The following is a 24,676-nucleotide window of genomic DNA, read 5'->3' as shown; positions in this document are numbered from 1 at the left end:
TGTGCAATTAGAGCGTTATTTCTTTCCATTCCCCAGGTTGTAAATCACCCAGCGTGATCTCTCCGATGGAGTGACGGATTAATCGTAAAGTTGGAAAACCTATGTTGGCTGTCATGCGACGAACTTGACGATTGCGGCCTTCAACAATGGTGATTGCTAGCCAAGTTGTTGGAATATTTGCGCGGAAGCGAACGGGTGGGGTGCGTGGCCACACGTTCGGTTCAGGCATAATCTCAACGCCAGCAGGCAGTGTCATTCCATCTTTCAGTTCAACCCCTTTACGCAGCTTGTCCAAATCATCTTCGGAAGGTGCGCCATCGACTTGTACCCAATAGGTCTTAGGTGATTTAGAGCTAGGCTGCGTAAGTTTGGCTTGTAGAATGCCATCATTCGTCAATAGCAGTAAACCTTCGCTGTCTCGATCGAGTCTGCCTGCGGCATAAACACCTTTCACGGGAATAAAGTCTGCCAAAGTCTTTCGTCCATCACCATCCGTAAACTGGCTTAAAGTGTCAAACGGTTTATTAAACACGATGACCTTGCGATCTTGCAGCGAGATTTTGGGCTTATTTGACGGAGAGGCTTTACGAGCATTGGAAGAAGGTTTATTGGTTCCACCATTTGATTTTTTGTGTTTAAAACCAGAGCGTTGCTTTCTCGATGTCGCAGAAGATGAGTCACGGCGAGTGCGTGATGACATGTTAACTACCTTGCAAAAATGTAAATAAAGTGTGTTGTAAAGTTTCTTCAGCGGCTTAGATGAGCTATCATTTGCGCGCCCGAAAACAGGATTGTTGAACAAGATAATAGACTATTATCATGTTTTTGTTTAATTATAACTAACCGCGCTCAAGTCACTCGCTGTGAAGCGACCAAAACAAAAAGAGACGGACAAAACGCGACAAGTGAGGGGATGAATAATCAACTTGTTGCCGGCCATTTACACAAAGCTACTCATCCGATGGCTTTGCTAGAACAATAGGGAAATTTCATGCCTACAGAAAAACCTACAATTATTTACACCATTACTGATGAAGCACCTGCGCTAGCGACATATTCACTTCTTCCAATTATTCAGTCGTTTACTGCTTCTTCAGGTATCAACGTTGATACACGTGATATCTCTCTAGCTGGGCGTATTATTGCTAACTTCCCAGAGCACCTAACAGAAGAACAACGCATTGGTGATGCACTGACTGAACTTGGTGAGTTGGCTAAAACACCAGAAGCAAACATCATTAAACTACCTAATATCTCAGCTTCTATCCCTCAGTTGAAAGCCGCGATTAAAGAGCTTCAAGAAAAAGGTTACAACCTACCTAACTACCCTGAAGAACCAAGTACGTACGAAGAAGAAGCTATCAAAGCAACGTACGACAAAATTAAAGGTAGTGCGGTAAACCCAGTTTTGCGCGAAGGTAACTCTGACCGTCGTGCTCCTCTATCTGTAAAGAACTATGCGAAGAAGAACCCACATTCAATGGGTGCATGGTCTAAAGATTCGAAGTCACACGTTTCTAGCATGGCAGACAACGACTTTTTCGGTAGTGAAAAATCTCATACCGTTTCAGGTGAGACAAAAGTTGCCATTGAGTTTGTTGATGCAGCGGGTTCAGTAAAACAGCTTAAAGCACCTTTTGCACTGCAAGATAAAGAGATTATCGATTGCTCAGTAATGAACAAGAAAGCCCTAGTGGAGTTCTTTGAAGCGCAAATCGAAGAAGCAAAACAGCAAGACGTATTATTGTCTCTGCACATGAAAGCGACAATGATGAAAGTCTCTGATCCAGTAATTTTTGGTCATGCTGTTAAAGTGTACTACAAAGACGTATTTGCGAAATACGGCGACCTATTCGATAAGCTTGGCGTTGACGTAAACAACGGTCTGGGTGATGTGTACGCTAAGATTCAAACGCTTCCTGCGGCACAGAAAGAAGAGATTGAAGCGGCTCTACAGGCTGTTTACGAAACTCAACCGCCTTTGGCGATGGTTGACTCAGATCGCGGCATCACAAACCTACATGTTCCAAGTGACATCATTGTCGATGCTTCTATGCCAGCAATGTTGCGTTCGTCGGGTCAAATGTGGGGACCGGACGGCAAGCAGAAAGACACTAAAGCGATGATCCCAGATCGTTGCTATGCAGGAATCTATCAGGCTGTGATTGATTTCTGTAAAGAGAACGGTGCATTCGATCCAACGACAATGGGCAGCGTACCAAACGTTGGTCTAATGGCTCAGAAAGCCGAAGAGTACGGTTCTCATGATAAGACCTTTATCCTAGATGCAGCGGGCACAGTGCGTATCGTTGATGCATCCGGTGCAGTGCTACTGGAGCAATCAGTAGAAGAAGGCGATATCTTCCGTATGTGTCAGGTTAAAGACGCACCAATCCAAGATTGGGTCAAGCTTGCAGTCACTCGTGCACGTGCAACGGGTGCGCCAGCGGTCTTCTGGTTAGATGAAAACCGCGCTCATGACGCTCAGCTGATTGAGAAAGTAAACCAGTACTTGCCTCAACACGATATCGAAGGTCTAGAGATCAAGATCCTTGCTCCACTAGAAGCTTGTCAGTTCTCTTTAGAGCGTATCAAGCAAGGCCTAGATACGATCTCAGTAACGGGTAACGTTCTTCGTGACTACCTAACTGACTTGTTCCCGATTCTTGAGCTTGGTACGTCAGCGAAGATGCTATCCATCGTTCCTCTAATGAACGGTGGCGGTCTATTTGAAACGGGTGCGGGTGGTTCTGCTCCTAAGCACGTTCAGCAGGTAGAGAAAGAAAACCACTTACGTTGGGATTCACTAGGCGAGTTCCTCGCTCTTGCCGCTTCTCTTGAGCACCTAAGTACAGTAACAGGCAATGCTAAGGCGCAAGTACTGGCAGACGCTCTGGACAAAGCAACAGGTGACTTCCTAGATAACAACAAGTCTCCTTCGCGTCGAGTAGGCGAGTTAGACAACCGTGGTAGCCATTACTACCTAGCAACATACTGGGCACAGGCACTCGCGTCACAATCTGACGATGCTGAGCTTGCTGCTGAATTTGCGCCAATCGCTCAAGCACTTGCGGCGCAAGAAGAGAAGATTGTTGCAGAATTGAATGATGCACAAGGTGTCGCTGGTGACCTAGGTGGCTACTATGTACCTGTGTTTGAAAAAGCGTCAGCTTTGATGCGCCCAAGCGAAACACTTAACGCAATCATCAACGGCTAAGTCAGACATTAGATACAATAAACCCGCTGAAAAGCGGGTTTTTTATGTTTAAAACGATTAAGTTGGCAGCGATTTTATTTTGCTGGTTGAGCTTCAACCGGAACTACGTAGCTTGCGTGATAGCCTTTAGGTCCTTCTTCCACTTCAAAATTCACTTGTTGGCCAGCTTTCAGAGTACGATAACCATCCATTTTAATGGTTGAATAATGTGCAAACACATCTCCATCCTCTCCCTCTGGACAGATAAAACCAAATCCTTTGGCGTTGTTAAACCATTTTACTGTACCTGTAGCCATGCTATACATCCCTCATGCATTTTGTTACTGATGTTGTTTGAATGTTTACATTGATTCCTTGTAAACAGAAAGTGAATTTCCATTCAGCCGCTGCCAAATTTTCAGTCACTATTTGACCAATGTAGCCAATGATTGAGCACAGTCAATAGGAAAAAGGTATTACAGTCTACATATTTACAAACAAATCACTTTTGAGATTTACATTTTTGCAACGATTTGGCTTGATAAATATCGATAATCTATAAGTGGCTGTTATTGTTTTTGGTTTCTTTTTAATCAATTAGATACATCTCTTCCGCCGATAGAAATCTTTTATTTGCAGCGACGCAATTGCTGCATTAGTCTCTAAGTAAGAACAAAATTTAATTGCAGCGTTTTGTTCGGAATAGTAAGAACTAAATTCAAAACTTCTGCTCTGTGAAGTGGTAAAATTAAAAGAGTCAAACATCAACGTCTAATAGTCATGAGCAAACATTTTGAATGGGTTACTCCAGATTCAGATCTGCTGGAGTTAGAGAAAACAAAAGTTAAGCCACCGTCCATGTATAACGTTGTCCTAAACAACGATGACTACACACCAATGGACTTTGTGATTGAGATCCTAGAGCGCTTTTTCTCTATGGATATCGACAAAGCAACGCAGGTGATGCTCCAGGTGCATTATGAGGGAAAAGCAATTTGTGGCACGTATACTGCAGAAGTTGCTGAGACCAAAGTAGCGCAAGTTACAATGTATTCTAAGGAAAACGATCACCCTTTGCTTTGTACAATGGAACAAGCCTAACGCTTGTTCGAGCAACCTAAGTTGTTCTTATAGGAGGTACTTATGCTGAATAAAGAATTAGAGTCGAGTCTAAACAGCGCATTCGCTCGCGCTAGAGACAAACGACATGAGTTTATGACTGTCGAGCACCTCCTGTTAGCATTGTTAGAAAACGATGCAGCGAGAGAGGCTTTGCAGGCATGTCAGGCAGATGTAGATTCGCTTCGTAGTGAACTGGATGTTTTCATTGATCAAACTACCCCTCTCATTCCAGAAAACGACGAAACTCGCGAAACGCAACCCACTTTGAGTTTTCAACGCGTTTTGCAACGCGCAGTATTCCATGTTCAATCTTCTGGCCGCAGTGAAGTAACAGGGGCAAACGTCCTTGTGGCGATTTTTAGTGAACAAGAGTCTCATGCGGCTTATCTACTCAAGAAAAACGACATTAGCCGCCTAGATATTGTTAACTTTATTTCTCACGGTATTACCAAAGCGTCGAGTTCGAGTGATGACTCTCATTCCTCTGACTCTTTCAGCGACAACGTCGAGGATACTGGTTCAGAGGAGCGCCTAGAGAGCTTTGCAACGAATCTTAACCATATTGCAAAACAAGGGCAGATAGACCCACTGATTGGTCGCGAGAAAGAACTAGAACGAACGATTCAGGTATTGTGCCGTCGTCGTAAAAACAACCCATTACTGGTCGGTGAGGCAGGGGTTGGTAAAACGGCGATCGCTGAAGGTCTTGCATGGCGAATTGTGGAAGGCCAAGTGCCTGAGATTATCGCTGACAGTGTGATCTACTCGTTGGATATTGGCTCGCTACTTGCGGGTACTAAGTACCGTGGTGACTTTGAGAAACGTTTTAAAGCGATTCTTAAACAGCTAGAAAAAGAAGACGATGCCATCCTGTTTATCGATGAGATTCACACAATTATCGGTGCAGGTGCCGCCTCTGGTGGTCAAGTTGACGCGGCAAACCTAATCAAGCCATTACTAAGCAGCGGCAAACTGCGTTGTATCGGTTCGACAACTTATCAAGAGTACAGCAACATCTTTGAAAAAGAGCGTGCGCTATCGCGTCGCTTCCAAAAAATCGATGTGGTTGAACCGTCTCTTGATGACACCACTAAGATACTTATGGGCTTGAAACCTAAGTATGAAGCACACCATGAAGTGCGTTACACCAATAAAGCACTTCGTGCGGCGGTTGAGCTATCGGCTAAATACATTAATGAGCGTCATTTGCCAGATAAAGCGATTGACGTTATTGATGAAGCAGGTGCTCGCAGTCGTTTGGCTCCAGCGAGTCGTCGTAAGAAAACCGTAGGTGTTGCAGACATTGAAGCTATGGTTGCTAAAATGGCACGTATACCTGAAAAATCTGTCTCATCTTCAGATAAAGAGATACTGCAAAAGCTCGATGAGAAGATGAAGATGCTGGTGTTTGGTCAAGATGATGCCATCGATGTACTTAGCGAAGCGATCAAGTTGACTCGCGCGGGTCTTGGTGCAGACCATAAACCAGTGGGTTCATTCTTGTTTGCAGGCCCGACGGGGGTAGGTAAGACTGAAGTCACGGTTCAATTATCGAAATTACTTGGTATCGAGCTACTTCGCTTTGATATGTCTGAATACGGTGAACGTCATTCGGTGAGCCGTTTGATTGGTGCGCCTCCGGGTTACGTCGGATATGATCAGGGTGGTTTGCTGACGGACGCCGTCATCAAACATCCTCACTCAGTCGTTCTGCTCGACGAAATCGAGAAAGCGCATCCAGACATCTTTAACCTGCTACTGCAAGTTATGGATAATGGTACCTTGACGGACAACAATGGCCGTAAAGCTGACTTCCGTAACGTTATTTTGGTGATGACCACCAATGCTGGTGTTCAGGAGACCGTAAAGAAATCTATCGGTTTGATCCAACAAGATCATAGTCATGATGCGATGTCGGAGATCAAGAAGGTCTTTACGCCAGAATTCCGTAACCGTTTGGATAACATCATTTGGTTTAACAGCTTAGATGAACATGTGATCCATCAGGTTGTCGACAAATTCATTGTTGAGCTACAAGCGCAGCTTGATGCTCGTGGTGTATCGCTCGAAGTTTCGGATGATGCTCGCCATTGGCTTGCAGTTAAAGGTTATGACAAAGCCATGGGTGCTCGTCCTATGGGGCGTGTTATCCAAGAGCAACTGAAGAAACCACTCGCGAATGAACTGCTATTTGGTTCTTTAGTGGATGGCGGTACAGTGAAAGTTGATCTCAATGATGATGAGCTAAAGTTCGAGTATCACAGTGAGAAAGAAGCGGCCATTCATCCTTAAGACACGGAAATGTAAACAAAGCCAGAGCATTGCTCTGGCTTTTTGTTTATCGGCTTAAAGCTGGTCGTTAACCAAAAACAGATTTCACCGCCTGATAAGCACTTTCTACGCTCGTTGGAATGGATTGTTCAACTTGGAAACCGAGCTTGGGGTAGTCTTTAATTCGCTCGAAATCTCCCAGCATTGCTGTCACTGTCGTTGTCAGGTCAATGTCCTCGTTGAAGTAATCACAGAAAGTGGTTTTGGATGACGTGACACAAATGTGCTGACAAGGAGCAGGCCATTGCTTAACGAAAGTCGCGTAGGTACGTCGCTCCATGTACGGTTTTTGAACCAAGATAAACGACTCAAAATTTAGCCCTAGATTTTGCAATAACTGGTAGGTGAAACGAACATTTTCACCAGTGTTGGTCGCTTTATCTTCAACAATAATGTCAGCCGTTGGTACACCAAGATCTTTCGCGTAATCGGCAAAAGTCTGGGCTTCACTTGAAGTAAAAACACCTTCAGTTAATCGGCCAGTGCCCCCCGAAAAGATGATTTTAGACGCCCATCCTGCAAGATAGAGATGAGCCGCATACTCCGCAACGCGGATATCGTTACTTCCAAGCACAAAGATGCAATCAGACCGCTGTAAGGTGTCTGAAAGCTGCATGTACTGCCATAAATGTTCAATCTGCTGGTAGAGTTTTAATTGACTCATAAGAGGTTGACCTTTCTAGAGTGCATCTAAGGTGTGTTGAAAATGAAAGCGATAACCTAACGAAATAAGTTTATCAGCGATGATGCGTTTGTCTGGGACATGCACGAGAGTGGGTAACTTGTTATCGCTTGCGACACTGTCTAACGCCGCCTGATAGTATTCTGCCTTATTCACCGTGTTCGGGGTGGTGGCGTTGACGGTGGCATCTATGCTGTTCAAGGCCATAAAACTTACGACCCCTACAGCATCGTGCAAATGAAGCATGTTAGCAGGAGCTTGGTCGCTAACTTGTTTTAACATCGCCGCAAATCGAGAGGGATGTCGGTTGGGGCCAACCAATCCACTGCAACGAACAATTGCGTAGCTGAGTCTAGAATCAATTAGGTGCTGCTCAGCCTGCAACATGATCTTGGCATTGTCACTAAACTCAGGATTATCGATACTTTTATCGAGAGTCGCATCCTCCTCGACCATCTCTTGAGCTAGGTTAGGGTACACAGTGGTAGAACTAACCATAACAACCCGTTGAACCCCATTGTTTTGCGCAGATGCAATCAGCGTTTGCCAGTTCCCAACGTAGTCTTGACCACTCTGTTTGCGAAACCCCGGAGGAAAACAGCCAATCACGATGTCAGTTGGAGTTGAACTAAGCTGTTGGTCGAGATCGTTACTGCCATTCGCTAGGTTCGCGACGAAACTATTGATACCGAGTTGTTCAAGTTCCTTAATGCCTTCTGGTGTCGTTTTACTGACATGGACACTGTGTCCAATAGAGGTCAAGTACTGGCCAAGTGGTTTACCTAACCACCCTCCACCTACGATAGTTATCTTTTTCATTATTTCGTCCCTGATAGGAGCGTACGAAGCTCTGTACGAAGAAGCTTGTGTACTGGTTTATTTGCGAACCCTTGGTGCTGAACCACATCGACATTGGCTTGCCATTGTAGCCGCTCAAACTCGATCGGAATTCGCTTAATCTGATTTTCTTCACAAGCATTGGCGGCGATATTAGTGGGTAAAAATCCCCAGCCAAAGCCTTGAGCGATTAAGCCTAATAATACGTGGTAGCTATCTGCGTACCAAATATCGGGGCTGTATGCCTGCTGAAATCCGCTGACTTTGTTATTTCTAGAGCGTAACAACAATTGGCGGTGAAGCAACAGTTGATCGACATTAGCAGATGTTTGCATTGCAAGTGGATGTTTCTGACTCACCGCAGACTGCACTTCAACGAACGTTACGAGTGCGCTTGCTGCATACATGCGGTTTTGAAGGAGGGCTGATTTTTATTACGGTGCCGAGCATTGCGTGGTTTTTAGCCATAGGAGTTCTAGAAGCGATAATGTTGGAAGCAGGATTTCTCGTGTTCTTCTTTTTCTACGCGACTGGATTTAACTGGTGTTATGACCGAGTGCAACCTTATAGATGGTTAACAGCAAGAGTTTAGCGCAATGCGGAGAGCGTCCTATTATTTAATCCGTATCGACCCGCGTGAGAAGATGCTGTCGAAGATGATTAGGATGAACAGTAGGATGTTGGAGAGTAAGTTACTCTATCTTGCATTCAAAAACACGCCAGAAGGGAACAACTGGCGTGCTATCTTCAATCAAGGTCTAGAGAAGATCGATGTTGAGGCAATCATAGAACAACATAACCAGACCCAACTACTTGGGGTCACATTGCCTGCCTCAGAGCAAGGGATGCAAGAAACTAACTAGAAAGTACGCGCAGAGCTTTGTCTGCGTGTTCAGCCATTTCAATACCTTCGTCAGTTAAGTAGCCACCATCAGGAAGTGTGCACAACCCTTTCTCATATAGGCGCTGTACAGCCGCCTGCATCTCTTCAGAAGCGTCATGGTGAACTTTAATACCGGTTGCAGTACTACTGATATCAAACTGAAGCAAGAGATTAAGTTCAGCCATATGGTCAGGCGTAAATTTCATAATTAATTCCTTATCGAACGTACTGGATTCAAGGTAATCAGGATGATGTGAATCGGCAACTCAATGAGTTGAGAAATGTTATCCAAGCCTTACTTTAACAACAGGATAGAACGAAATTGGTTATCTGCTGTGCAATCGAAGAGAGACTAGATCAGAATCAAAGAATTATCTGCTAAGCGGAATATTGGCTTGTCATTATTAGGGGTAATCTTCCTAATGTTAGGGATTTAAGTTATGGCGAAATGGGTCAGTATACTAATGTCTAATAGCCAACAAGCATAATAAAGTTTGTTATTATGAATATTCAAACTAAAACAATAATCAGCTCTCTACTTTAGTAGTAATTGATGTTTAAGTTTTTGATTTTAAATGCCATTTGCAATTGATTTAGTGAGCAATTATCTAAATTTATCTTTGTATTAGCCTTAGTTTTCATGAGGTGAAAAAGATTTTATCTACTTGAATGATTTAACGCTTGAATTTGATCACAATTCACGTAATTATCCGCGCCCACTAACCCATATGTTGCAAAATGTTTCCCGATGATAAATCTCAATCAGTTTGATTCATTATTACCTCCTCAAATGGCTGAGCGTGCGGCAGAAATTGGCGTAGGCAAAGCAACCAAAGATCCTGTTAAATCATTCCTATTGGCGATCTCCGCAGGTATCCATATTGGTATCGCATTTGTGTTCTATACCATAGTAACGACAGGTGCAGGTGACCTGCCTTGGGGTATCACACGCCTGCTGGGTGGTCTTGCCTTCAGCTTAGGTCTGATCCTTGTGGTAGTGACGGGTGGGGAGCTGTTTACCAGTTCTGTTTTGACCTTAGTGGCGCGTGCCAGTGGCAAGATTACGTGGAAAATGCTGTTTAAGAACTGGCTGGTTGTCTACGGTGGAAATCTTATTGGTGCCTTGTTGCTTGTTGTTTGTATGTTGATGACCAAACAGTACATGTTTGACCATGGGCAGGTTGGCCTTAACGCAATGGCGATTTCCCAGCATAAGCTACATCACACGTTTTTATCCGCTGTTGCTTTGGGGGTAATGTGTAACGTACTAGTCTGTGTCGCTGTATGGATGACCTTTAGTGGACGTACACTTACCGACAAGATTGCAGTGATGATTTTACCTGTCGCGATGTTCGTATCTGCTGGATTTGAACACTGTATTGCGAACATGTTCCAAGTGCCAATGGCTATCGGCATCAAGTATTTTGCGCCAGCTGAGTTTTGGCAGATGACGGGTGCGAATATTGCTGATTATGCCGACCTGAACATGATCGATTTTATTACTAACAACCTAATTCCAGTGACACTAGGTAACATTATTGGCGGCGGAGTGTTTGTCGGAATGTGGTACTGGTTGATCTATCTAAGAGACTAACCGCATATCTCTTGATATAAGGCTCACATTTGTGAGCTTTTTTTAGTAGCAAAACCGCTTATCGATATTCGATACCCAGCCATTCATCTAACGCCTGAATCTCTCTTGGCTCATCTTTTAGCCAGTCACGAAAATCACTATTCTCGCTATCAGTATTGGTAGCGTCACTGCCATCGAAATACATTACTTTATCCCTCTAGTAAGTCCTGAGTGACAACCTAAGTGGGTCAGATGACAAGATTATTACGTTGCGTGAATTAAATTTTATGCGCATGAATGCAAAGAAATTTTTTTATTGACCTCTCTGTAAGCTCTGGATAGACCAGTTGTAATGGATGTATCACCACGGTTATCCACAGAATCTGTGGATAAGATCCAAAATCCCATTGAGACAACTTACGAGATCATTTGGTAGATGGGATGTGAACCAGTATACGTCCTTCCTTGCTAATACAGTTTCTCACCGTCAGCTTGAGCGCAGAGACGATAGAAATCGTCATCATCACAAAGATCGCAACCATGATCATTAACTGATATTTAATGGCGATAATAGGACTTGCGCCGCCTAAAATTTGCCCAGTCATCATTCCCGGTAGGGTAACCAAACCTGTCGTAGCCATTGTGGCAATGGTCGGAGCGAGTGAACGACGAATCGCATCACGCACAAAGGGTTGAGTGGCGTAATATGGGGATGCACCTAAAGACAACGCGGCTTCGTATTCACTGCGACGAGTTTCGAGCCCTGAGAAAAAGGTCTGCATAGAGACGATATTACCACTCATAGAGTTACCCAAAAGCATACCTGCAAGGGGAATTAAATATTGAGCATTAAACAGCGGGATGGGTTTGATGACCAATAACGTGATAATTGAAAGTATCGGCAAAAGCCCCACAACCAAACCTGTTGTGATGGGCAGCATGAGCTTAGAGGCGGGCAATTTGGCTTTGCTAATGATGGCACTGGAACCAATGAGCAACATGAGTATCAGCCAAAGTAAATTTACAATTAAGCTATTGATAGTAAATAAGTATTCTAGATAGATGCCGACCAGTATAAGCTGCAATGTCATACGTGCCACACTGATGAAAATATCCTTTCCTAGATCAAGCTGGTAGTAGCGATCGCAAACTAGTGGGACAGCTAGCAAGCTGAAGAATATCGCCAAAACCAGCCAATCTATGTCTATAACACTGTCCATAATTTTCCCTCAATTAGTCCGTCGCTAGTTTATCAGACTACAGAACAACCTCACCTTGTCTTGAATTCGGTAAACATAAGAAAAAGCACTCATTTTAGCTACATCACCGTTACAAATGGGCTAAAATTGGCACGATAGATGTGTGCCTCTAAAGTGGTATATGTTAATAAATGTTATCTAAATGATGCGCATAATAGGATGATTTAACAGTTTGTTTACTATTAACAATTCTTCATATTTAGGCGTATATTGACACATCAGAATGCAATTAAACACAACTCTGGATGAGCTCAAAAAAGTGTTGGATAACAAGGGCAGAACGTCCGGAATTGATTGAACCCTACTTATAGTATGGTCTAACATTTCTGCTTAGAGATAGAAGAAATTTAGCTCAATCATAAGAGCTATCCAAATAACACTAGATACAAAATAGGCAAATGTATGAGTGATGTTAATAAAATCGAGAGTGGTGAAAAACGCTCTTTGGAGTGGAAGTCATTCCTCTTCATCGCGGTCGTTCTCTTCCCTGTGTTGAGTGTGGCATTTGTTGGTGGTTACGGATTCCTTGTATGGGCAATGCAAGTGTTCTTCTTCGGACCTCCAGGTGCACACGGCATGTAAGCCGTGAGCTCATTTCCACATTTTTGAACAGATTTTAAGAGAGCAAACTATGAAATCATTTATCATCAAGCTGTGGCGTACAATGACGCGCCCTGCAGTTCATATCAGCCTTGGTGTGCTGACTATGGGCGGCTTTATTGCTGGTGTTATTTTCTGGGGTGGCTTTAACACAGCACTGGAAGCGACCAACACAGAAGAGTTCTGTATCAGTTGTCACACAATGCGTGACAACGTATACGTTGAGCTACAAGAAACCGTTCACTGGAAAAACAACTCTGGTGTTCGTGCGACATGTCCTGACTGTCACGTACCACATAACTGGACTGACAAAATTGCACGTAAAATGCAGGCATCTAAAGAAGTATTCGCTCAAGTATTTGGTAATTACGATGAACCAGGTGCGTTTGAAGAGCGTCGTATCGAACTTGCTAAACACGAATGGGATCGTTTCTCTGCAAACAAATCTCTAGAGTGTAAAAACTGTCACAACTACGAATCGATGGATTTCGAGCAAATGTCTCCTACTGCTCGCATCCAAATGAAGCAAGCGGCTGAGAAAGATCAAAGCTGTGTTGACTGTCATAAAGGTATTGCACACAAACTTCCAGCTGGCATGGACAGCATCGGCGGTATCGTTGGCGATTTAGAAGCATTGGCATCAAATACCAACTATGGTGTTGGTCAGTCATTAGTGAGTGTTCGTCACTTGCCAGTGTACTTCGATGCTGAAGGTACTCAAGAAGCGGGTCTACTAAACCCTGCATCTACGGTAAAAGTGATTGCAGACAAAGGTGACTTTGCTGAAATCGAAATCGATGGCTGGCGCAAAGCGAAAGGCTTTGGTCGCGTGATTCAAGAAGATTTCGGCAAAAACATTGCGGTGGCTTCACTTCTTAAAGAAGCATCAACTGACAGCAACGTGGTGACAACAGGTGAGAAGCGAGTAGACGAGCTAACGGGTCTTCCTTGGGAGAAAGTGGCTGCGAAAGTATGGATCAAGAAAGAATCTATGCTGAACGATATCACTCCAGTGTGGGAAAAATCGAAGGAAGCGTACAAGACAAACTGTTCAGTCTGTCATACACAGCCAGCTGAAGCGCACTTTGATGCCAACACATGGCCTGGTATGTTCGACGGTATGCTTGCGTTCGTTAACTTGGATACAGATAGCGAAGCACTTATCCTGAAATATCTACAGAAGCACTCTTCAGATTATGCTGAAGGTCACCACTAATAAGCGTCGGATGGAGTAATTTAAATGGCTATTACACGAAGAAGTTTTCTTAAAGGCGTTGCAACGACAAGTGCGGCGTCAGTAATCGGTCCGAGCTTATTAGCGTCTGCTTCTGCAAACGCAGCTGAGACCGTAGGTACTTGGAAAGTAACAGGTTCACACTGGGGCGCGTTCCGCGCCCACATCTACGCGGGTAAAGTTCAAGAGATCAAGCCGCTAGAGTTAGATAAGAACCCAACAGAGATGCTTAACGGTATCAAAGGCATTATCTACAGCCCATCACGTGTGCGTTACCCAATGGTACGTCTAGATTGGTTGAAGAAGCACAAATACAGTGCGGAGACACGCGGTAACAACCGTTTTATCCGAGTGACTTGGGACGAAGCGTTAGACTTGTTCTACCGTGAGCTAGAGCGCGTACAGAAAGACTACGGTCCATGGGCTTTACACGCGGGTCAAACGGGTTGGAACCAAACTGGTTCGTTCAACAACTGTACAGCACACATGCAACGTGCGGTTGGCATGCATGGTAACTTCATCACTAAAGTGGGTGACTACTCTACAGGTGCAGGTCAAACCATTCTGCCATACGTTCTAGGTTCTACCGAGGTATACGCGCAAGGTACATCTTGGTCAGAGATTTTAGATAACTCTGACAACATCATCTTGTGGGCAAATGACCCAGTGAAAAACCTCCAAGTAGGTTGGAACTGTGAGACTCACGAGTCATACAAGTACCTCGCTCAATTGAAAGAAAAAGTCGCTAAAGGTGAGATCAACGTTCTGTCTGTTGACCCAGTTAAGAACAAGACTCAACGTTACCTAGAAAACGACCACCTGTACATCAACCCGATGACAGACGTTGCATTCATGCTGGCTGTAGCGCACGTGCTTTACAACGAAAACCTTTATGACAAGAAGTTCATTGAGACTTACTGTCTAGGTTTCAACGAGTTTATTCAGTACGTTCAGGGTGAGACAAAAGATAAAGTTGTTAAGACGCCTGAATGGGCAGCGGAAATCTGTGGCGTTAAAGCAGACAAGATTCGCGAATTTGCTCGTATGCTGGTTAATGGTCGTACTCAGATCCTTATGGGTTGGTGTATTCAACGTCAACAACACGGTGAGCAGCCATACTGGGCAGCGGCTGTTGTTGCCGCTATGGTCGGTCAAATCGGTCTACCTGGCGGCGGTATCTCTTACGGTCACCACTACTCAAGTATCGGTGTACCTTCGACTGGTTTTGCTGGCCCTGGTGGTTTCCCACGTAACCTTGACCAAGGTATGAAACCGAAATGGGACAACAACGACTTCAATGGTTACAGCCGTACTATTCCGGTTGCGCGTTGGATCGACTGTCTACTAGAACCAGGTAAAGAGATCAATTACAACGGCGGTAAAGTTAAGCTACCAGACTTCAAGATGATGGTGATTTCGGGTAACAACCCTTGGCACCACCACCAAGATCGCAACCGCATGAAGAAAGCATTCAAAAAGCTTCAAACTGTGGTAACGATTGAGTTTGCTTGGACAGCAACGTGTCGTTTCTCAGATATCGTGCTACCTGCTTGTACGCAGTGGGAACGTAACGACATCGACGTGTACGGTTCATACTCAAGCAAAGGTCTGATTGCGATGCACCGCTTAGTGGATCCTCTGTTCCAATCTAAGCCTGACTTCCAAATCATGAGTGAGCTGACTCAACGTTTTGGTCGCCGTGAGGAGTACACTCGTGGCATGAGCGAAATGGAGTGGATTGAGAGCCTTTACAACGATTGTCGTGATGCCAATAAAGGTAAGTTCGAAATGCCAGAATTTGCAGAGTTCTGGGAGAAGAGCGTACTAGACTTTGGTGAAGGTCAGCCTTGGGTTCGTCACGCAGATTTCCGTAAAGATCCGGAGCTCAACCCTCTAGGTACTCCTTCAGGTTTCCTAGAGATTACTTCTCGTAAGATCGGTCGTTACGGTTATGAACATTGTCAAGAGCACCCAATGTGGTTCGAGAAGACAGAGCGTTCTCACGGCGGTCCAGGTTCAGACAAACACCCGTACTGGCTGCAATCGTGTCACCCAGATAAGCGTCTTCACTCTCAGATGTGTGAATCGGAAGAGTTCCGTGCGACTTACGCGGTTCAAGGCCGTGAACCTATCTACATCAATCCTGCCGATGCGAAAGCAAAAGGCATTAAAGATGGCGATTTAGTTCGTGTATTCAACGACCGTGGCCAACTTTTAGCGGGTGCGGTTGTTACAGATAGCTACCCTCGTGGTGTTGTTCGTATCGAAGAAGGTGCTTGGTATGGTCCTCTGAACGAGAAAGAGGGCGCAATCTGTACTTACGGCGATCCAAACACATTGACCATGGACATCGGCTCATCTGAGCTTGCTCAGGCAACATCTGCGAACACATGTATCGTAGACTTTGAGAAGTTCACAGGCAAAGTACCGCCAGTCACCTCATTCGGTGGTCCAATCGAAGTGGCTTAATCGCGTCGAAGAGATAAAAAATACCAGCCAAAAGGCTGGTATTTTTTTGCTCGTTTTTTGACATTTAGCGCTTACTGTTTAGTCCGTAGCGCGTTTTTAGTCTCTGCAATTCTTGTGCGGCTTGTTGGTCGAAGTATTTGTTCAGTACCTCGACAATTTGTTCTGCTTGTGGGTGGCTCTTGCGCACCGCAGCGTACAAGGGCGTCGAGTCGAGGTAGACGTCGCTAAAAGCGAGTTGCCCTCTATCAATCCCCATTTCTTTAATCGTCCATTCTCCTACCACTTCATCGGTAACCAAAGCATCGGCTCTTTCTGTCAGGACAAGGCGAATGCTGTTCGGAAGGTCGATCGATATAACTGGCTTCATTTGGTCATACTCAAGTAGGCTTCCCGCATAGGCGTAGCCGTTAATCAGAGCAACGCGCTTATCTTTAAAGCTCTCTAAGGACTTGAACTTGAAGTTGCTCTTTCGTAACGAAACAACGGCCATTTGGTTATACATGTAAGGTTGCGTAAACAGAAAGGTCTTTTCTCGCTCTTCCGTTTTCCATATTGCGATAATGACGTCGTTTTTGCCTTTGATTGTCTCTTTGAGAATTCTTGCCCAAGGTTTCTCGGTAAATTGGACTGTGTAACCTGAAGAGGTGAGCGCATTAACGACCATGTCATGGGCGATGCCTTTGCCAATGGGAGAATCCATGATAAATGGAGGCCAAGCTGTTTGGGCTGCATGCAAGGTCTCTGCAGCAGTGGAGCTTGCCCATAGACTCAATGTGATGCAAACGGTGATCTTAAGACGGCTTGTAAACAAAAGGGTTACTCTTTATTGACTGTACTTTGAGTTTAGTCGACGCGTGTCAAACGAAAGAGTTTTTCTTGATTGTCTCATTGGCTGAGAAAATGAATTAATTAATTTTGAACTTTACCAACCCATTGGTTTTTTAAATGTTTAGATAAAAACTTACAATTATTGTGATCTTTATCTAAATTTATTGCCATTAATGGCGAAAAGGTGAGCTATTTTTAGCTTTTGTTAGGTTTTTATCGATTGTTTTATTTGTTAATTATCAGCAAGCGGCACGTGACATCACTTTAACTGCGGATCAACCTGTCTATTGGTACGACTACTGGAGCGGAGAGAAGCTGGTGGCAGAGGCAACCCCTGTTATTGAAGTGAGTCTTGAGTCTGGCTTATCAAGCCGAGCGATAATTACCTCGATATAGCACAAAGAGTGCTTTAACATGTGTCACTGAACAAAAAAACATATCGATTAGGTATCAATGTCAGTAATACTTGGTATTGACCCTGGCTCTCGAATCACGGGATACGGGGTCATACGTCAAAATGGTCGTCATCTCCAGTACCTTGGTAGTGGATGTATACGCACCTCAGAAAAAGAGCTCTCTGGGCGATTGAAGCAGATTTACGCCGGAGTTTCAGAAATCATCACTCAGTTTCAACCGGACGTTTTTGCCATAGAACAAGTCTTTATGGCACGAAACGCGGATTCAGCATTAAAGCTTGGTCAAGCTCGTGGTAGCGCTATTGTCGCTGCGGTTAATGCTGAACTGCCCGTTTACGAATACGCGGCAAGATTGATCAAACAAGCGGTGACAGGAACGGGCGGGGCAGACAAAGAGCAGGTTCAGCACATGGTACAACAGATGCTGAAGTTACCTGGTCGTCCGCAAGCTGATGCTGCCGATGCACTGGGTGTGGCAATTTGTCATGCCAATACCAATAAAACCCTGATTGCAATGGCAGGAAAGGCAAGCAGTGCCCGTCGAGGTCGTTATCGATAGACCTACCAATGGTGCCGAGCTCAACATACAGGTCGATGCAGCCCGCACACTGACCTCTCAACTTGATCAAGTTGTCTCAAAAATCTAGTCAATAATGATAAAGAACTGGATGTCTATCCAGTTCTTTATTATCCTGTCGCAAATTCATTTCTAAGAGTATCCACTGTGATTGGACGTCTGCGCGGCATTCTAATTGAAAAACAACCACCTGAATTATTGATTGAAGTTAACGGCATTGGCTACGAAGTTCAGATGCCGATGAGCTGTTTCTATGAGCTACCAAATGTTGGTGAAGAAGCAATCATCTATACTCACTTAGTGGTACGTGAAGATGCGCAGCTACTCTACGGTTTTAATACAGTCAAAGAACGTGCGTTGTTTAGAGAAGTGATTAAAGCAAATGGCGTTGGTCCTAAACTGGGTCTGGGCATATTATCGGGCATGACGGCGAGCCAGTTTGTTGCCAGCGTCGAAAGAGAAGATATCTCGACACTGGTTAAGCTACCAGGGGTGGGTAAAAAGACGGCAGAGCGACTTGTGGTTGAGATGAAAGACCGTCTCAAAAGTTGGAGTGCTGGTGATCTCTTTACACCTTACACTGATGCCGCACCAATTGACTCAGTGCCAGAAGCTGCTCAGTCGAGCGCAGAAGAAGAAGCGATCAGTGCACTGCTCGCGTTGGGTTACAAACCCGTCCAAGCCTCAAAAGTGGTTTCTCAGGTAATGAAACCAGAGATGAGTAGCGAGCAATTGATTCGTGAAGCCCTGAAGTCGATGGTTTAAAAGGTATCAGTCATGATTGAAGCGGATCGCTTAATAGCACCAGACAATACGATCTACAAAGAAGAAGATGTTATCGATCGTGCGATACGCCCTAAGAAGTTAGAGGACTACAAAGGGCAAGATCACGTCCGTAACCAGATGGAAATCTTCATTAAAGCAGCTCAGTTGAGAAATGAAGCACTGGATCATCTGCTGATATTTGGTCCTCCAGGTTTAGGTAAGACGACCTTGGCCAACATTGTCGCGAATGAAATGAACGTAAATATCCGTACAACTTCCGGCCCTGTGTTGGAGAAAGCGGGCGATTTAGCCGCCTTATTGACCAACCTTGAAGAGAACGATGTGCTCTTCATCGATGAAATTCACCGCTTGAGCCCAATGGTTGAAGAGGTGCTCTACCCAGCGATGGAAGACTATCAGTTAGACATCATGATTGGTGAAGGCCCAGCGGCTCGCTCCATTAAAATCGACTTACCACCGTTCACGTTAATCGGTGCGACGACGCGAGCTGGCTCTCTGACCTCTCCTCTGCGAGATCGTTTTGGTATTACGCAGCGTCTCGAGTATTACAAGATCCCAGATCTACAAAACATTGTTCAACGCAGTGCGGATTGTCTCGGTCTTTCGATGGAAGCCGAAGGTGCTCTAGAGGTTGCGCGTCGCGCACGTGGGACACCGCGTATTGCTAACCGCTTGCTTAGACGTGTACGTGACTACGCGGAAGTGAAGGGGGACGGTCACATTTGTGCTGAAGTGGCAGACAAAGCGCTCAACATGCTTGACGTGGATGCTCAAGGATTCGACTACATGGACAGGAAACTGCTATTAGCCATTATGGAAAAATTTGGCGGTGGTCCCGTTGGGCTCGATAACATAGCGGCCGCGATTGGCGAAGAGAAAGACACCATAGAAGATGTTCTTGAACCTTATCTTATTCAACAAGGTTATTTGCAACGAACACCGCGAGGCAGGATTGCCACCGATAGAGCGTATCTTCATTTCGGAATTGAAAAATAAGTTTTCACGGCCAGCAAATTCTTGCTGGCTTTTTATTATTAGTGATCGAAATCACATTAAACCAAATTGCCTACCACTAGATAGGTAATGTAAATGAGTGAGTTGTTAACCACTTGTTTTGCATAAAAGTAATTTACCAGCCATAAGCAACCCTCCTTTAACAAATAAGTTTCAAAATGTTTGATTTAGATCAAAGTGACGCTTTTTTAATCACAAATGCCGTGCAAAAGTTGATGTAAATCAAAGCGAACTCTGTCTATAAACCTTTTGAAACAACCTGTTTTTAGCAGTAATATTAGCCCTAGCTATATTAGCTGATGCTTAACAATTAACTAACCATTACGGTACATTTTTGCAACACATTGCCTATAGCTGGTAACACGAGTTAAGTTCGTTCAACGATTAATAACAATGCATTAATGGAAAGAGTGTCTTCAGCCGACACATAGGAGTAAACATGATTGACGTAGTTGATCTGTCGCGATTGCAATTTGCACTGACAGCGATGTATCACTTCCTCTTCGTACCACTGACTCTAGGTATGGCCTTCCTATTAGCCATCATGGAATCTCTGTACGTAATGACGGACAAGCAAATCTACAAGGACATGACAAAGTTCTGGGGTAAGCTTTTCGGTATTAACTTCGCTCTAGGCGTGGCTACCGGCCTAACCATGGAGTTCCAGTTTGGTACCAACTGGTCTTACTATTCACATTACGTAGGTGATATTTTCGGTGCACCTTTGGCGATCGAAGCACTAGTAGCCTTTTTCCTAGAATCGACATTTGTTGGTCTGTTCTTTTTTGGCTGGGATCGCTTATCAAAACGTCAACACTTAGCCGTAACTTGGCTTGTGGCGCTTGGGTCTAACTTTTCAGCACTTTGGATTCTCGTGGCAAACGGCTGGATGCAAAACCCAGTTGGCGCGGAATTTAACTTCGAAACCATGCGTATGGAGATGGTGAGCTTTGCTGAGGTTGTTCTAAACCCAGTTGCTCAGGTTAAATTCGTTCATACGGTTGCTTCTGGTTACACGACTGGCGCAATGTTTATTCTAGGCATCAGCTCATACTACCTATTAAAAGGTCGTGACATCGCGTTCGCTCGTCGTTCATTTGCTATCGCTGCCTCTTTCGGTATGGCTGCGATCCTATCAGTTATCGTCCTAGGTGATGAATCTGGTTACGAGCTTGGTGAAGTTCAGAAAGTGAAACTTGCTGCGGTAGAAGCAGAGTGGCACACAGAACCTGCTCCAGCAGCATTCACTCTGTTTGGTCTGCCAAATCAAGAGACAATGCACACCGATTACGCCATTAAGATCCCTTACGTGATGGGTATCATTGCGACTCGTTCATTCGACGAGCAAGTAACCGGTCTACGTGATTTACGTGACCAGCACGTTGAGCGTATCCGAACGGGTATGTACGCGTACGAGTTGCTAGAGAAACTGCGTGCTGGCGACAAGACTCCAGAAAACATGGCAGCGTTTGATGAAGTGAAAGGTGACCTTGGTTACGGTCTACTTCTGAAACGTTACACCGACGAAGTTGTTGATGCGACAGAAGAACAAATCCAAGCGGCAGCGGATGATTCTATCCCTAAAGTTTGGCCACTATTCTGGTCATTCCGCATCATGGTCGCGTGTGGCTTCATCATGCTGTTCGTATTCGGCGCGGCGTTTATTCAAACATGTCGTCAGAAGATCGAACAAAAGCCTTGGATTCTTAAAGCGGCACTATTTAGCATCCCACTACCTTGGATTGCTGTAGAAGCAGGGTGGTTCGTTGCTGAGTACGGTCGTCAGCCATGGGCAGTGGGTGAAATCTTACCGACCCACGTAGCCTCTTCTGCGCTCACTGTTGCGGAACTATGGACGTCACTGTTCGCCATTCTGGCGCTCTACACGGTGTTCCTCATCGCTGAAGTTTACCTAATGGTTAAGTTCGCGCGTAAAGGGCCGAGCAGCCTGAAAACAGGCCGCTACCACTTTGAACAAAACGCTAGCTCTGTTGAAGACAAAGTCGGCCGTTCAGTCGAAGTTTAAGTGAGGGATGATTAAATGTTTGATTACGAAATCTTACGCCTTATCTGGTGGATCCTAATTGGTGTCCTAATGGTAGGTTTCGCTGTGACCGATGGTTTTGATATGGGTGTTGCTGCGCTTTCACCTGTTATCGGTAAAAGCGACACTGAGCGTCGTATTATGCTCAACACGATTGCCCCTCACTGGGATGGCAACCAAGTTTGGCTAATCACTGCTGGTGGTGCGCTATTTGCGGCGTGGCCATTAGTGTACGCAACGTCGTTCTCTGGTTTCTACCTAGCAATGTATGTAACTCTGGCTGCGCTTTGGTTACGTCCACTTGCTCTTGATTACCGTTCAAAGATCGAAGAACCAAAATGGCGTAAAGCTTGGGACTACGCACTTTGCTTTAGCGGTACCGTACCACCAATCATCTTTGGTGTGGCATTTGGTAACCTGCTACAGGGTGTACCATTTGAGCTGAACGATCTGCTAATGTCTCAGTACAAAGGGACTTTCTTCGCGCTACTTAACCCATTCGCTCTGCTCTGTGGTGTGTTAAGCCTGATGCTATTTGTCCTGCAAGGTGCAACATGGCTACAGATGAAAACCACTGAAGCGTTACATGAGCGCGCACGTAACGTTGCTCAAATCGCAGGCCTTGTTGCGGTGGCACTATTTGTTGCTGGTGGCTTCTGGGTGCAAAACATCGAAGGTTACGTGTTAACGAGCACAATCGATACGTTTGCAGACTCTAACCCACTAAACAAAGAAGTGGCTCTACAAGCAGGTGCTTGGATGACCAACTTCGAAACTTACCCTGCAATGTGGATTGCGCCAGTTCTTGGTGTATTCATGCCATTGCTCGCGGTAGTAGCATCTCGTTTTGAGCGTGGTGGTTTTGCTTTCCTATTCTCAAGCTTGTCTAACGCAGGTGTCATTCTTACTGCTGGTTTTGCAATGTTCCCATTTGTCATGCCTTCAAGTTTGGTACCAAACCACAGCTTAACCATGTGGGATTCAACGGCGAGTGAGCTCACTCTCGGTCTGATGACAGTGGTTGCGGCGGTAATGGTTCCTGTGATTCTTGGCTACACGACTTGGACTTACTACAAAATGTTCGGTCGTCTAGATAAGAAACATATCGAAGACAACGACGTTTCAGCTTACTAAGGAGCATTGACTATGTGGTATTTTGCATGGATTTTAGGTGTACTACTCGCGTGTGCATTCGGAATCATCAACGCTCTTTGGTTAGAGCACTCAGAAATGATGGACAAAGACAGTGAGTAATCTCGCTGCACAGGTCGCTAAGTTACATGCACCTGTAGATAAGACTCTGTTTAGAGTCTTATCCCTAGTTCTGGGTTTCTATCATGTTGCTATGGTGATGTGGGATCCAGAACTCTATTCCGCCTCAATTGGTGGCTTTAATGCGATTATCTCTCCACTGATGATCTGGGCGATCTGCTCTAGCATGGTGTTTGGGGTAGGATTTAAACCACGCAATTGGTACTGGCAGCTTTTGTTCAGTCCATATTGCTCACTGACGATACTGATTTACTTAACGGTTATTCGTCTGTTGTAGTGAGGTGGGGTTAAACTCCATACATTTTGTATAAAAAAAGCGCGACTCCTTGAAGGGGTTGCGCTTTTTTTTGTTTCAAGCTTTGAAAACACTCAATTACCCTTGCACTGGTAGTGACGACTTGCGTTATAGTATCCCTTTAGCAAAAACCAAGTTGTGGACACAAACGTGCAGGATACCAACACAAAGTTTGAGTGGCCGGTGACGGTTTATTATGAAGATACCGATGCGGGAGGAGTGGTTTACCATTCTAACTATTTAAAGTTTTTCGAACGTGCTCGTACCGAGCTACTTCGCACAATTGGTGTATCGCAACAACTGTTATTGGAACAAAACCTCGGCTTTGTAGTCCGACACATGGACATCGATTTTTTACAAGGTGCTCGTCTTGACGATCACCTGACGGTAACAACTCAAATTGCTGACCTTAAAAAAGCATCCTTAACCTTCTGTCAGGAGATCGTTAATCCTGACGGTAAAACATTGTGTAAGGCAATGGTTAAGGTAGCATGTATCGATAATAAGAAAATGAGGCCAAAAGCTATGCCTCAATCAATAGTTATGGAGTTAACTAATAGTGACCGCTGATATCTCGATGCTTGACCTCTTCTTACAGGCCAGCCTGCTAGTAAAAATGGTTATGCTGATTTTGTTAGGTATGTCGATCGTCTCTTGGGCGATGATCATCAAGCGTAGTAAAGTGCTTTCTCAGGCTTCTAAAGAAGCAGAAACGTTTGAAGACAAATTCTGGTCTGGTACTGATCTTTCGATCTTGTACCAGAACGCCAAGAAGCGTAAGGACGAACTGGGGGGTACAGAAGAGATTTTCTATTCTGGCTTTACCGAGTTTGCTCGTCTACGCAAATCCAATGCAGATTCTCCAGACTTTATTATGGAAGGAACAGGACGTGCAATGCGCGTGGCGGTTTCTCGCGAAGTGGATGAACTTGAGACTAATCTGCCGTTCCTTGCGACGGTAGGCTCAATCAGCCCGTATATCGGTCTTTTTGGTACGGTATGGGGTATCATGCATGCCTTTATTGCGCTAGGTGAAGTGAAGCAAGCCACGCTCGCTATGGTTGCTCCGGGTATCGCAGAAGCACTGGTTGCAACGGCAATGGGTCTATTTGCTGCTATTCCAGCAGTGATGGCGTACAACCGTCTAAGTAACAAAGTCGGTAAGTTAGAACATAATTACGCGACCTTCTCAGAAGAGTTCCACAGCATCCTACACCGTCAGGCTATGGCGGGCAGAGAATCGGGTAAGGAATAACTG

General features: G+C 44.9%; 26 protein-coding genes and 1 pseudogene. 18 read left to right on the top strand and 9 right to left on the bottom strand.

Annotated elements, in window-relative coordinates:
* Nucleotides 1-7: 7 nt before the first annotated feature.
* Complete coding sequence (locus QTN95_RS00980) at nucleotides 8-700, bottom strand: pseudouridine synthase (protein WP_331416011.1); 693 nt, start codon at nucleotides 698-700, stop codon at nucleotides 8-10.
* A 291-nt stretch (nucleotides 701-991) separates the two neighbouring features.
* Here QTN95_RS00980 and QTN95_RS00975 point away from each other — a divergent pair, with 291 nt between their 5' ends.
* Nucleotides 992-3,217 (top strand): NADP-dependent isocitrate dehydrogenase, encoded by a 2,226-nt coding sequence (locus QTN95_RS00975; RefSeq protein WP_331416010.1) that lies wholly within the window; start codon nucleotides 992-994, stop codon nucleotides 3,215-3,217.
* A gap of 74 nt (nucleotides 3,218-3,291) precedes the next feature.
* On the opposite strand, the gene cspD is transcribed toward QTN95_RS00975, so the two are convergent.
* Entirely contained in the window at nucleotides 3,292-3,513 is a 222-nt protein-coding gene (gene cspD / locus QTN95_RS00970; protein ID WP_331416009.1) for a cold shock domain-containing protein CspD, read from the bottom strand.
* 463 nt (nucleotides 3,514-3,976) lie between these two features.
* On the opposite strand from cspD, the gene clpS reads away from it, so the two are divergent.
* Nucleotides 3,977-4,297: an ATP-dependent Clp protease adapter ClpS gene (gene clpS / locus QTN95_RS00965; protein WP_331416008.1), complete on the top strand. Its 321-nt coding sequence runs from the start codon at nucleotides 3,977-3,979 to the stop codon at nucleotides 4,295-4,297.
* A 42-nt stretch (nucleotides 4,298-4,339) separates the two neighbouring features.
* Complete coding sequence (clpA, locus tag QTN95_RS00960; protein ID WP_331416007.1) at nucleotides 4,340-6,610, top strand: ATP-dependent Clp protease ATP-binding subunit ClpA; 2,271 nt, start codon at nucleotides 4,340-4,342, stop codon at nucleotides 6,608-6,610.
* 67 nt (nucleotides 6,611-6,677) lie between these two features.
* On the opposite strand, the gene QTN95_RS00955 is transcribed toward clpA, so the two are convergent.
* From QTN95_RS00955 to QTN95_RS00945, 3 genes are read right to left on the bottom strand one after another with little or no spacing between them, the layout of a single operon-like run.
* Nucleotides 6,678-7,313, bottom strand: a complete 636-nt coding sequence (locus tag QTN95_RS00955; RefSeq protein WP_331416006.1) for a YdcF family protein — start codon at nucleotides 7,311-7,313, stop codon at nucleotides 6,678-6,680.
* Between the two features lie 15 nt (nucleotides 7,314-7,328).
* Nucleotides 7,329-8,150, bottom strand: a complete 822-nt coding sequence (locus QTN95_RS00950; RefSeq protein WP_331416005.1) for an NAD(P)H-binding protein — start codon at nucleotides 8,148-8,150, stop codon at nucleotides 7,329-7,331.
* Nucleotides 8,150-8,575, bottom strand: a complete 426-nt coding sequence (locus tag QTN95_RS00945) for a LysR substrate-binding domain-containing protein (RefSeq protein ID WP_443088841.1) — start codon at nucleotides 8,573-8,575, stop codon at nucleotides 8,150-8,152. The genes QTN95_RS00950 and QTN95_RS00945 overlap by 1 nt, the downstream gene beginning before the upstream one ends.
* Here QTN95_RS00945 and QTN95_RS00940 point away from each other — a divergent pair.
* Both QTN95_RS00940 and QTN95_RS00935 read left to right on the top strand, forming a co-directional pair.
* Nucleotides 8,542-8,760: pseudogene (locus QTN95_RS00940) on the top strand (chlorhexidine efflux transporter); the annotation flags it as partial. The gene QTN95_RS00945 and the pseudogene QTN95_RS00940 overlap by 34 nt on opposite strands.
* Nucleotides 8,761-8,845: 85 nt before the next feature.
* Nucleotides 8,846-9,031, top strand: a complete 186-nt coding sequence (locus QTN95_RS00935; RefSeq protein ID WP_331416003.1) for a hypothetical protein — start codon at nucleotides 8,846-8,848, stop codon at nucleotides 9,029-9,031.
* On the opposite strand, the gene QTN95_RS00930 is transcribed toward QTN95_RS00935, so the two are convergent.
* Nucleotides 9,024-9,257 (bottom strand): TIGR02647 family protein, encoded by a 234-nt coding sequence (locus QTN95_RS00930; RefSeq protein ID WP_331416002.1) that lies wholly within the window; start codon nucleotides 9,255-9,257, stop codon nucleotides 9,024-9,026. The two genes, QTN95_RS00935 and QTN95_RS00930, sit on opposite strands and share 8 nt — an antisense overlap.
* 545 nt (nucleotides 9,258-9,802) lie before the next feature.
* Between QTN95_RS00930 and focA the strand changes: the two genes are divergently transcribed.
* Nucleotides 9,803-10,645 (top strand): formate transporter FocA, encoded by an 843-nt coding sequence (focA, locus tag QTN95_RS00925; protein WP_269377350.1) that lies wholly within the window; start codon nucleotides 9,803-9,805, stop codon nucleotides 10,643-10,645.
* A 58-nt stretch (nucleotides 10,646-10,703) separates the two neighbouring features.
* Here focA and QTN95_RS00920 read toward each other — a convergent pair whose 3' ends face one another.
* Both QTN95_RS00920 and QTN95_RS00915 read right to left on the bottom strand, forming a co-directional pair.
* Nucleotides 10,704-10,829 (bottom strand): hypothetical protein, encoded by a 126-nt coding sequence (locus tag QTN95_RS00920; RefSeq protein ID WP_331416001.1) that lies wholly within the window; start codon nucleotides 10,827-10,829, stop codon nucleotides 10,704-10,706.
* A 220-nt stretch (nucleotides 10,830-11,049) separates the two neighbouring features.
* Nucleotides 11,050-11,844, bottom strand: a complete 795-nt coding sequence (locus QTN95_RS00915; protein ID WP_331416000.1) for an ABC transporter permease — start codon at nucleotides 11,842-11,844, stop codon at nucleotides 11,050-11,052.
* A 441-nt stretch (nucleotides 11,845-12,285) separates the two neighbouring features.
* Between QTN95_RS00915 and torE the strand changes: the two genes are divergently transcribed.
* The 3 genes from torE to torA are packed head-to-tail and all read left to right on the top strand — an operon-like array spanning nucleotide 12,286 to nucleotide 16,186.
* The gene (gene torE / locus QTN95_RS00910) at nucleotides 12,286-12,465 is read left to right on the top strand and encodes a trimethylamine N-oxide reductase system protein TorE (protein ID WP_004413423.1); all 180 of its coding nucleotides are present in this window, start codon (nucleotides 12,286-12,288) and stop codon (nucleotides 12,463-12,465) included.
* Nucleotides 12,466-12,514: 49 nt separating this feature from the next.
* Nucleotides 12,515-13,699 (top strand): pentaheme c-type cytochrome TorC, encoded by a 1,185-nt coding sequence (torC, locus tag QTN95_RS00905; protein ID WP_331415999.1) that lies wholly within the window; start codon nucleotides 12,515-12,517, stop codon nucleotides 13,697-13,699.
* Between the two features lie 24 nt (nucleotides 13,700-13,723).
* Nucleotides 13,724-16,186 (top strand): trimethylamine-N-oxide reductase TorA, encoded by a 2,463-nt coding sequence (gene torA, locus QTN95_RS00900; protein WP_331415998.1) that lies wholly within the window; start codon nucleotides 13,724-13,726, stop codon nucleotides 16,184-16,186.
* A 64-nt stretch (nucleotides 16,187-16,250) separates the two neighbouring features.
* Here torA and QTN95_RS00895 read toward each other — a convergent pair whose 3' ends face one another.
* Nucleotides 16,251-16,958, bottom strand: a complete 708-nt coding sequence (locus QTN95_RS00895; RefSeq protein WP_331416040.1) for a substrate-binding periplasmic protein — start codon at nucleotides 16,956-16,958, stop codon at nucleotides 16,251-16,253.
* 509 nt (nucleotides 16,959-17,467) lie between these two features.
* Between QTN95_RS00895 and ruvC the strand changes: the two genes are divergently transcribed.
* From ruvC to tolQ, 9 genes are all read left to right on the top strand, one after another.
* Nucleotides 17,468-17,989 carry a crossover junction endodeoxyribonuclease RuvC gene (ruvC, locus tag QTN95_RS00890; RefSeq protein ID WP_138972445.1) on the top strand — a complete coding sequence of 174 codons (522 nt, stop codon included), beginning with the start codon at nucleotides 17,468-17,470 and terminating at the stop codon, nucleotides 17,987-17,989.
* Nucleotides 17,990-18,154: 165 nt separating this feature from the next.
* Nucleotides 18,155-18,772, top strand: coding sequence for a Holliday junction branch migration protein RuvA (gene ruvA, locus QTN95_RS00885; protein WP_331415997.1), 618 nt, complete (start codon nucleotides 18,155-18,157; stop codon nucleotides 18,770-18,772).
* A gap of 12 nt (nucleotides 18,773-18,784) precedes the next feature.
* Complete coding sequence (gene ruvB / locus QTN95_RS00880) at nucleotides 18,785-19,789, top strand: Holliday junction branch migration DNA helicase RuvB (RefSeq protein ID WP_331415996.1); 1,005 nt, start codon at nucleotides 18,785-18,787, stop codon at nucleotides 19,787-19,789.
* Between the two features lie 457 nt (nucleotides 19,790-20,246).
* Nucleotides 20,247-21,833, top strand: a complete 1,587-nt coding sequence (gene cydA / locus QTN95_RS00875) for a cytochrome ubiquinol oxidase subunit I (protein WP_331415995.1) — start codon at nucleotides 20,247-20,249, stop codon at nucleotides 21,831-21,833.
* 15 nt (nucleotides 21,834-21,848) lie between these two features.
* A complete protein-coding gene (gene cydB, locus QTN95_RS00870) occupies nucleotides 21,849-22,985 on the top strand; it encodes a cytochrome d ubiquinol oxidase subunit II (protein WP_331415994.1) in 1,137 nt (378 codons plus the stop codon).
* A 12-nt stretch (nucleotides 22,986-22,997) separates the two neighbouring features.
* Nucleotides 22,998-23,105, top strand: a complete 108-nt coding sequence (cydX, locus tag QTN95_RS00865; RefSeq protein WP_000270284.1) for a cytochrome bd-I oxidase subunit CydX — start codon at nucleotides 22,998-23,000, stop codon at nucleotides 23,103-23,105.
* On the top strand, nucleotides 23,098-23,400 hold the full coding sequence (ybgE, locus tag QTN95_RS00860) for a cyd operon protein YbgE (protein WP_331415993.1): 303 nt from the start codon (nucleotides 23,098-23,100) through the stop codon (nucleotides 23,398-23,400). Before cydX ends, ybgE begins: the two co-directional genes overlap by 8 nt.
* A gap of 168 nt (nucleotides 23,401-23,568) precedes the next feature.
* Nucleotides 23,569-23,988 (top strand): tol-pal system-associated acyl-CoA thioesterase, encoded by a 420-nt coding sequence (ybgC, locus tag QTN95_RS00855; protein ID WP_331415992.1) that lies wholly within the window; start codon nucleotides 23,569-23,571, stop codon nucleotides 23,986-23,988.
* A complete protein-coding gene (gene tolQ / locus QTN95_RS00850) occupies nucleotides 23,978-24,673 on the top strand; it encodes a protein TolQ (RefSeq protein WP_138972451.1) in 696 nt (231 codons plus the stop codon). Before ybgC ends, tolQ begins: the two co-directional genes overlap by 11 nt.
* Nucleotides 24,674-24,676 lie beyond the last annotated feature (3 nt).

Source organism: Vibrio sp. M260112 (assembly GCF_036533775.1).
Classification (GTDB): domain Bacteria; phylum Pseudomonadota; class Gammaproteobacteria; order Enterobacterales; family Vibrionaceae; genus Vibrio.
Note: the sequence above shows the minus strand (reverse complement) of the source record. Positions and strands in the feature narration are given on the sequence as shown.

Coding starts and splice junctions, on each gene's coding strand:
- QTN95_RS00980 (WP_331416011.1), bottom strand. CDS start 700: ATGTCATCACGCACTCGCCGTGACTCATCTTCTGCGACATCGAGAAAG.
- QTN95_RS00975 (WP_331416010.1), top strand. CDS start 992: ATGCCTACAGAAAAACCTACAATTATTTACACCATTACTGATGAAGCA.
- cspD (WP_331416009.1), bottom strand. CDS start 3,513: ATGGCTACAGGTACAGTAAAATGGTTTAACAACGCCAAAGGATTTGGT.
- clpS (WP_331416008.1), top strand. CDS start 3,977: ATGAGCAAACATTTTGAATGGGTTACTCCAGATTCAGATCTGCTGGAG.
- clpA (WP_331416007.1), top strand. CDS start 4,340: ATGCTGAATAAAGAATTAGAGTCGAGTCTAAACAGCGCATTCGCTCGC.
- QTN95_RS00955 (WP_331416006.1), bottom strand. CDS start 7,313: ATGAGTCAATTAAAACTCTACCAGCAGATTGAACATTTATGGCAGTAC.
- QTN95_RS00950 (WP_331416005.1), bottom strand. CDS start 8,150: ATGAAAAAGATAACTATCGTAGGTGGAGGGTGGTTAGGTAAACCACTT.
- QTN95_RS00945 (WP_443088841.1), bottom strand. CDS start 8,575: ATGTATGCAGCAAGCGCACTCGTAACGTTCGTTGAAGTGCAGTCTGCG.
- QTN95_RS00935 (WP_331416003.1), top strand. CDS start 8,846: ATGTTGGAGAGTAAGTTACTCTATCTTGCATTCAAAAACACGCCAGAA.
- QTN95_RS00930 (WP_331416002.1), bottom strand. CDS start 9,257: ATGAAATTTACGCCTGACCATATGGCTGAACTTAATCTCTTGCTTCAG.
- QTN95_RS00920 (WP_331416001.1), bottom strand. CDS start 10,829: ATGTATTTCGATGGCAGTGACGCTACCAATACTGATAGCGAGAATAGT.
- QTN95_RS00915 (WP_331416000.1), bottom strand. CDS start 11,844: ATGGACAGTGTTATAGACATAGATTGGCTGGTTTTGGCGATATTCTTC.
- torE (WP_004413423.1), top strand. CDS start 12,286: ATGAGTGATGTTAATAAAATCGAGAGTGGTGAAAAACGCTCTTTGGAG.
- torC (WP_331415999.1), top strand. CDS start 12,515: ATGAAATCATTTATCATCAAGCTGTGGCGTACAATGACGCGCCCTGCA.
- torA (WP_331415998.1), top strand. CDS start 13,724: ATGGCTATTACACGAAGAAGTTTTCTTAAAGGCGTTGCAACGACAAGT.
- ruvC (WP_138972445.1), top strand. CDS start 17,468: ATGTCAGTAATACTTGGTATTGACCCTGGCTCTCGAATCACGGGATAC.
- ruvB (WP_331415996.1), top strand. CDS start 18,785: ATGATTGAAGCGGATCGCTTAATAGCACCAGACAATACGATCTACAAA.
- cydA (WP_331415995.1), top strand. CDS start 20,247: ATGATTGACGTAGTTGATCTGTCGCGATTGCAATTTGCACTGACAGCG.
- cydB (WP_331415994.1), top strand. CDS start 21,849: ATGTTTGATTACGAAATCTTACGCCTTATCTGGTGGATCCTAATTGGT.
- cydX (WP_000270284.1), top strand. CDS start 22,998: ATGTGGTATTTTGCATGGATTTTAGGTGTACTACTCGCGTGTGCATTC.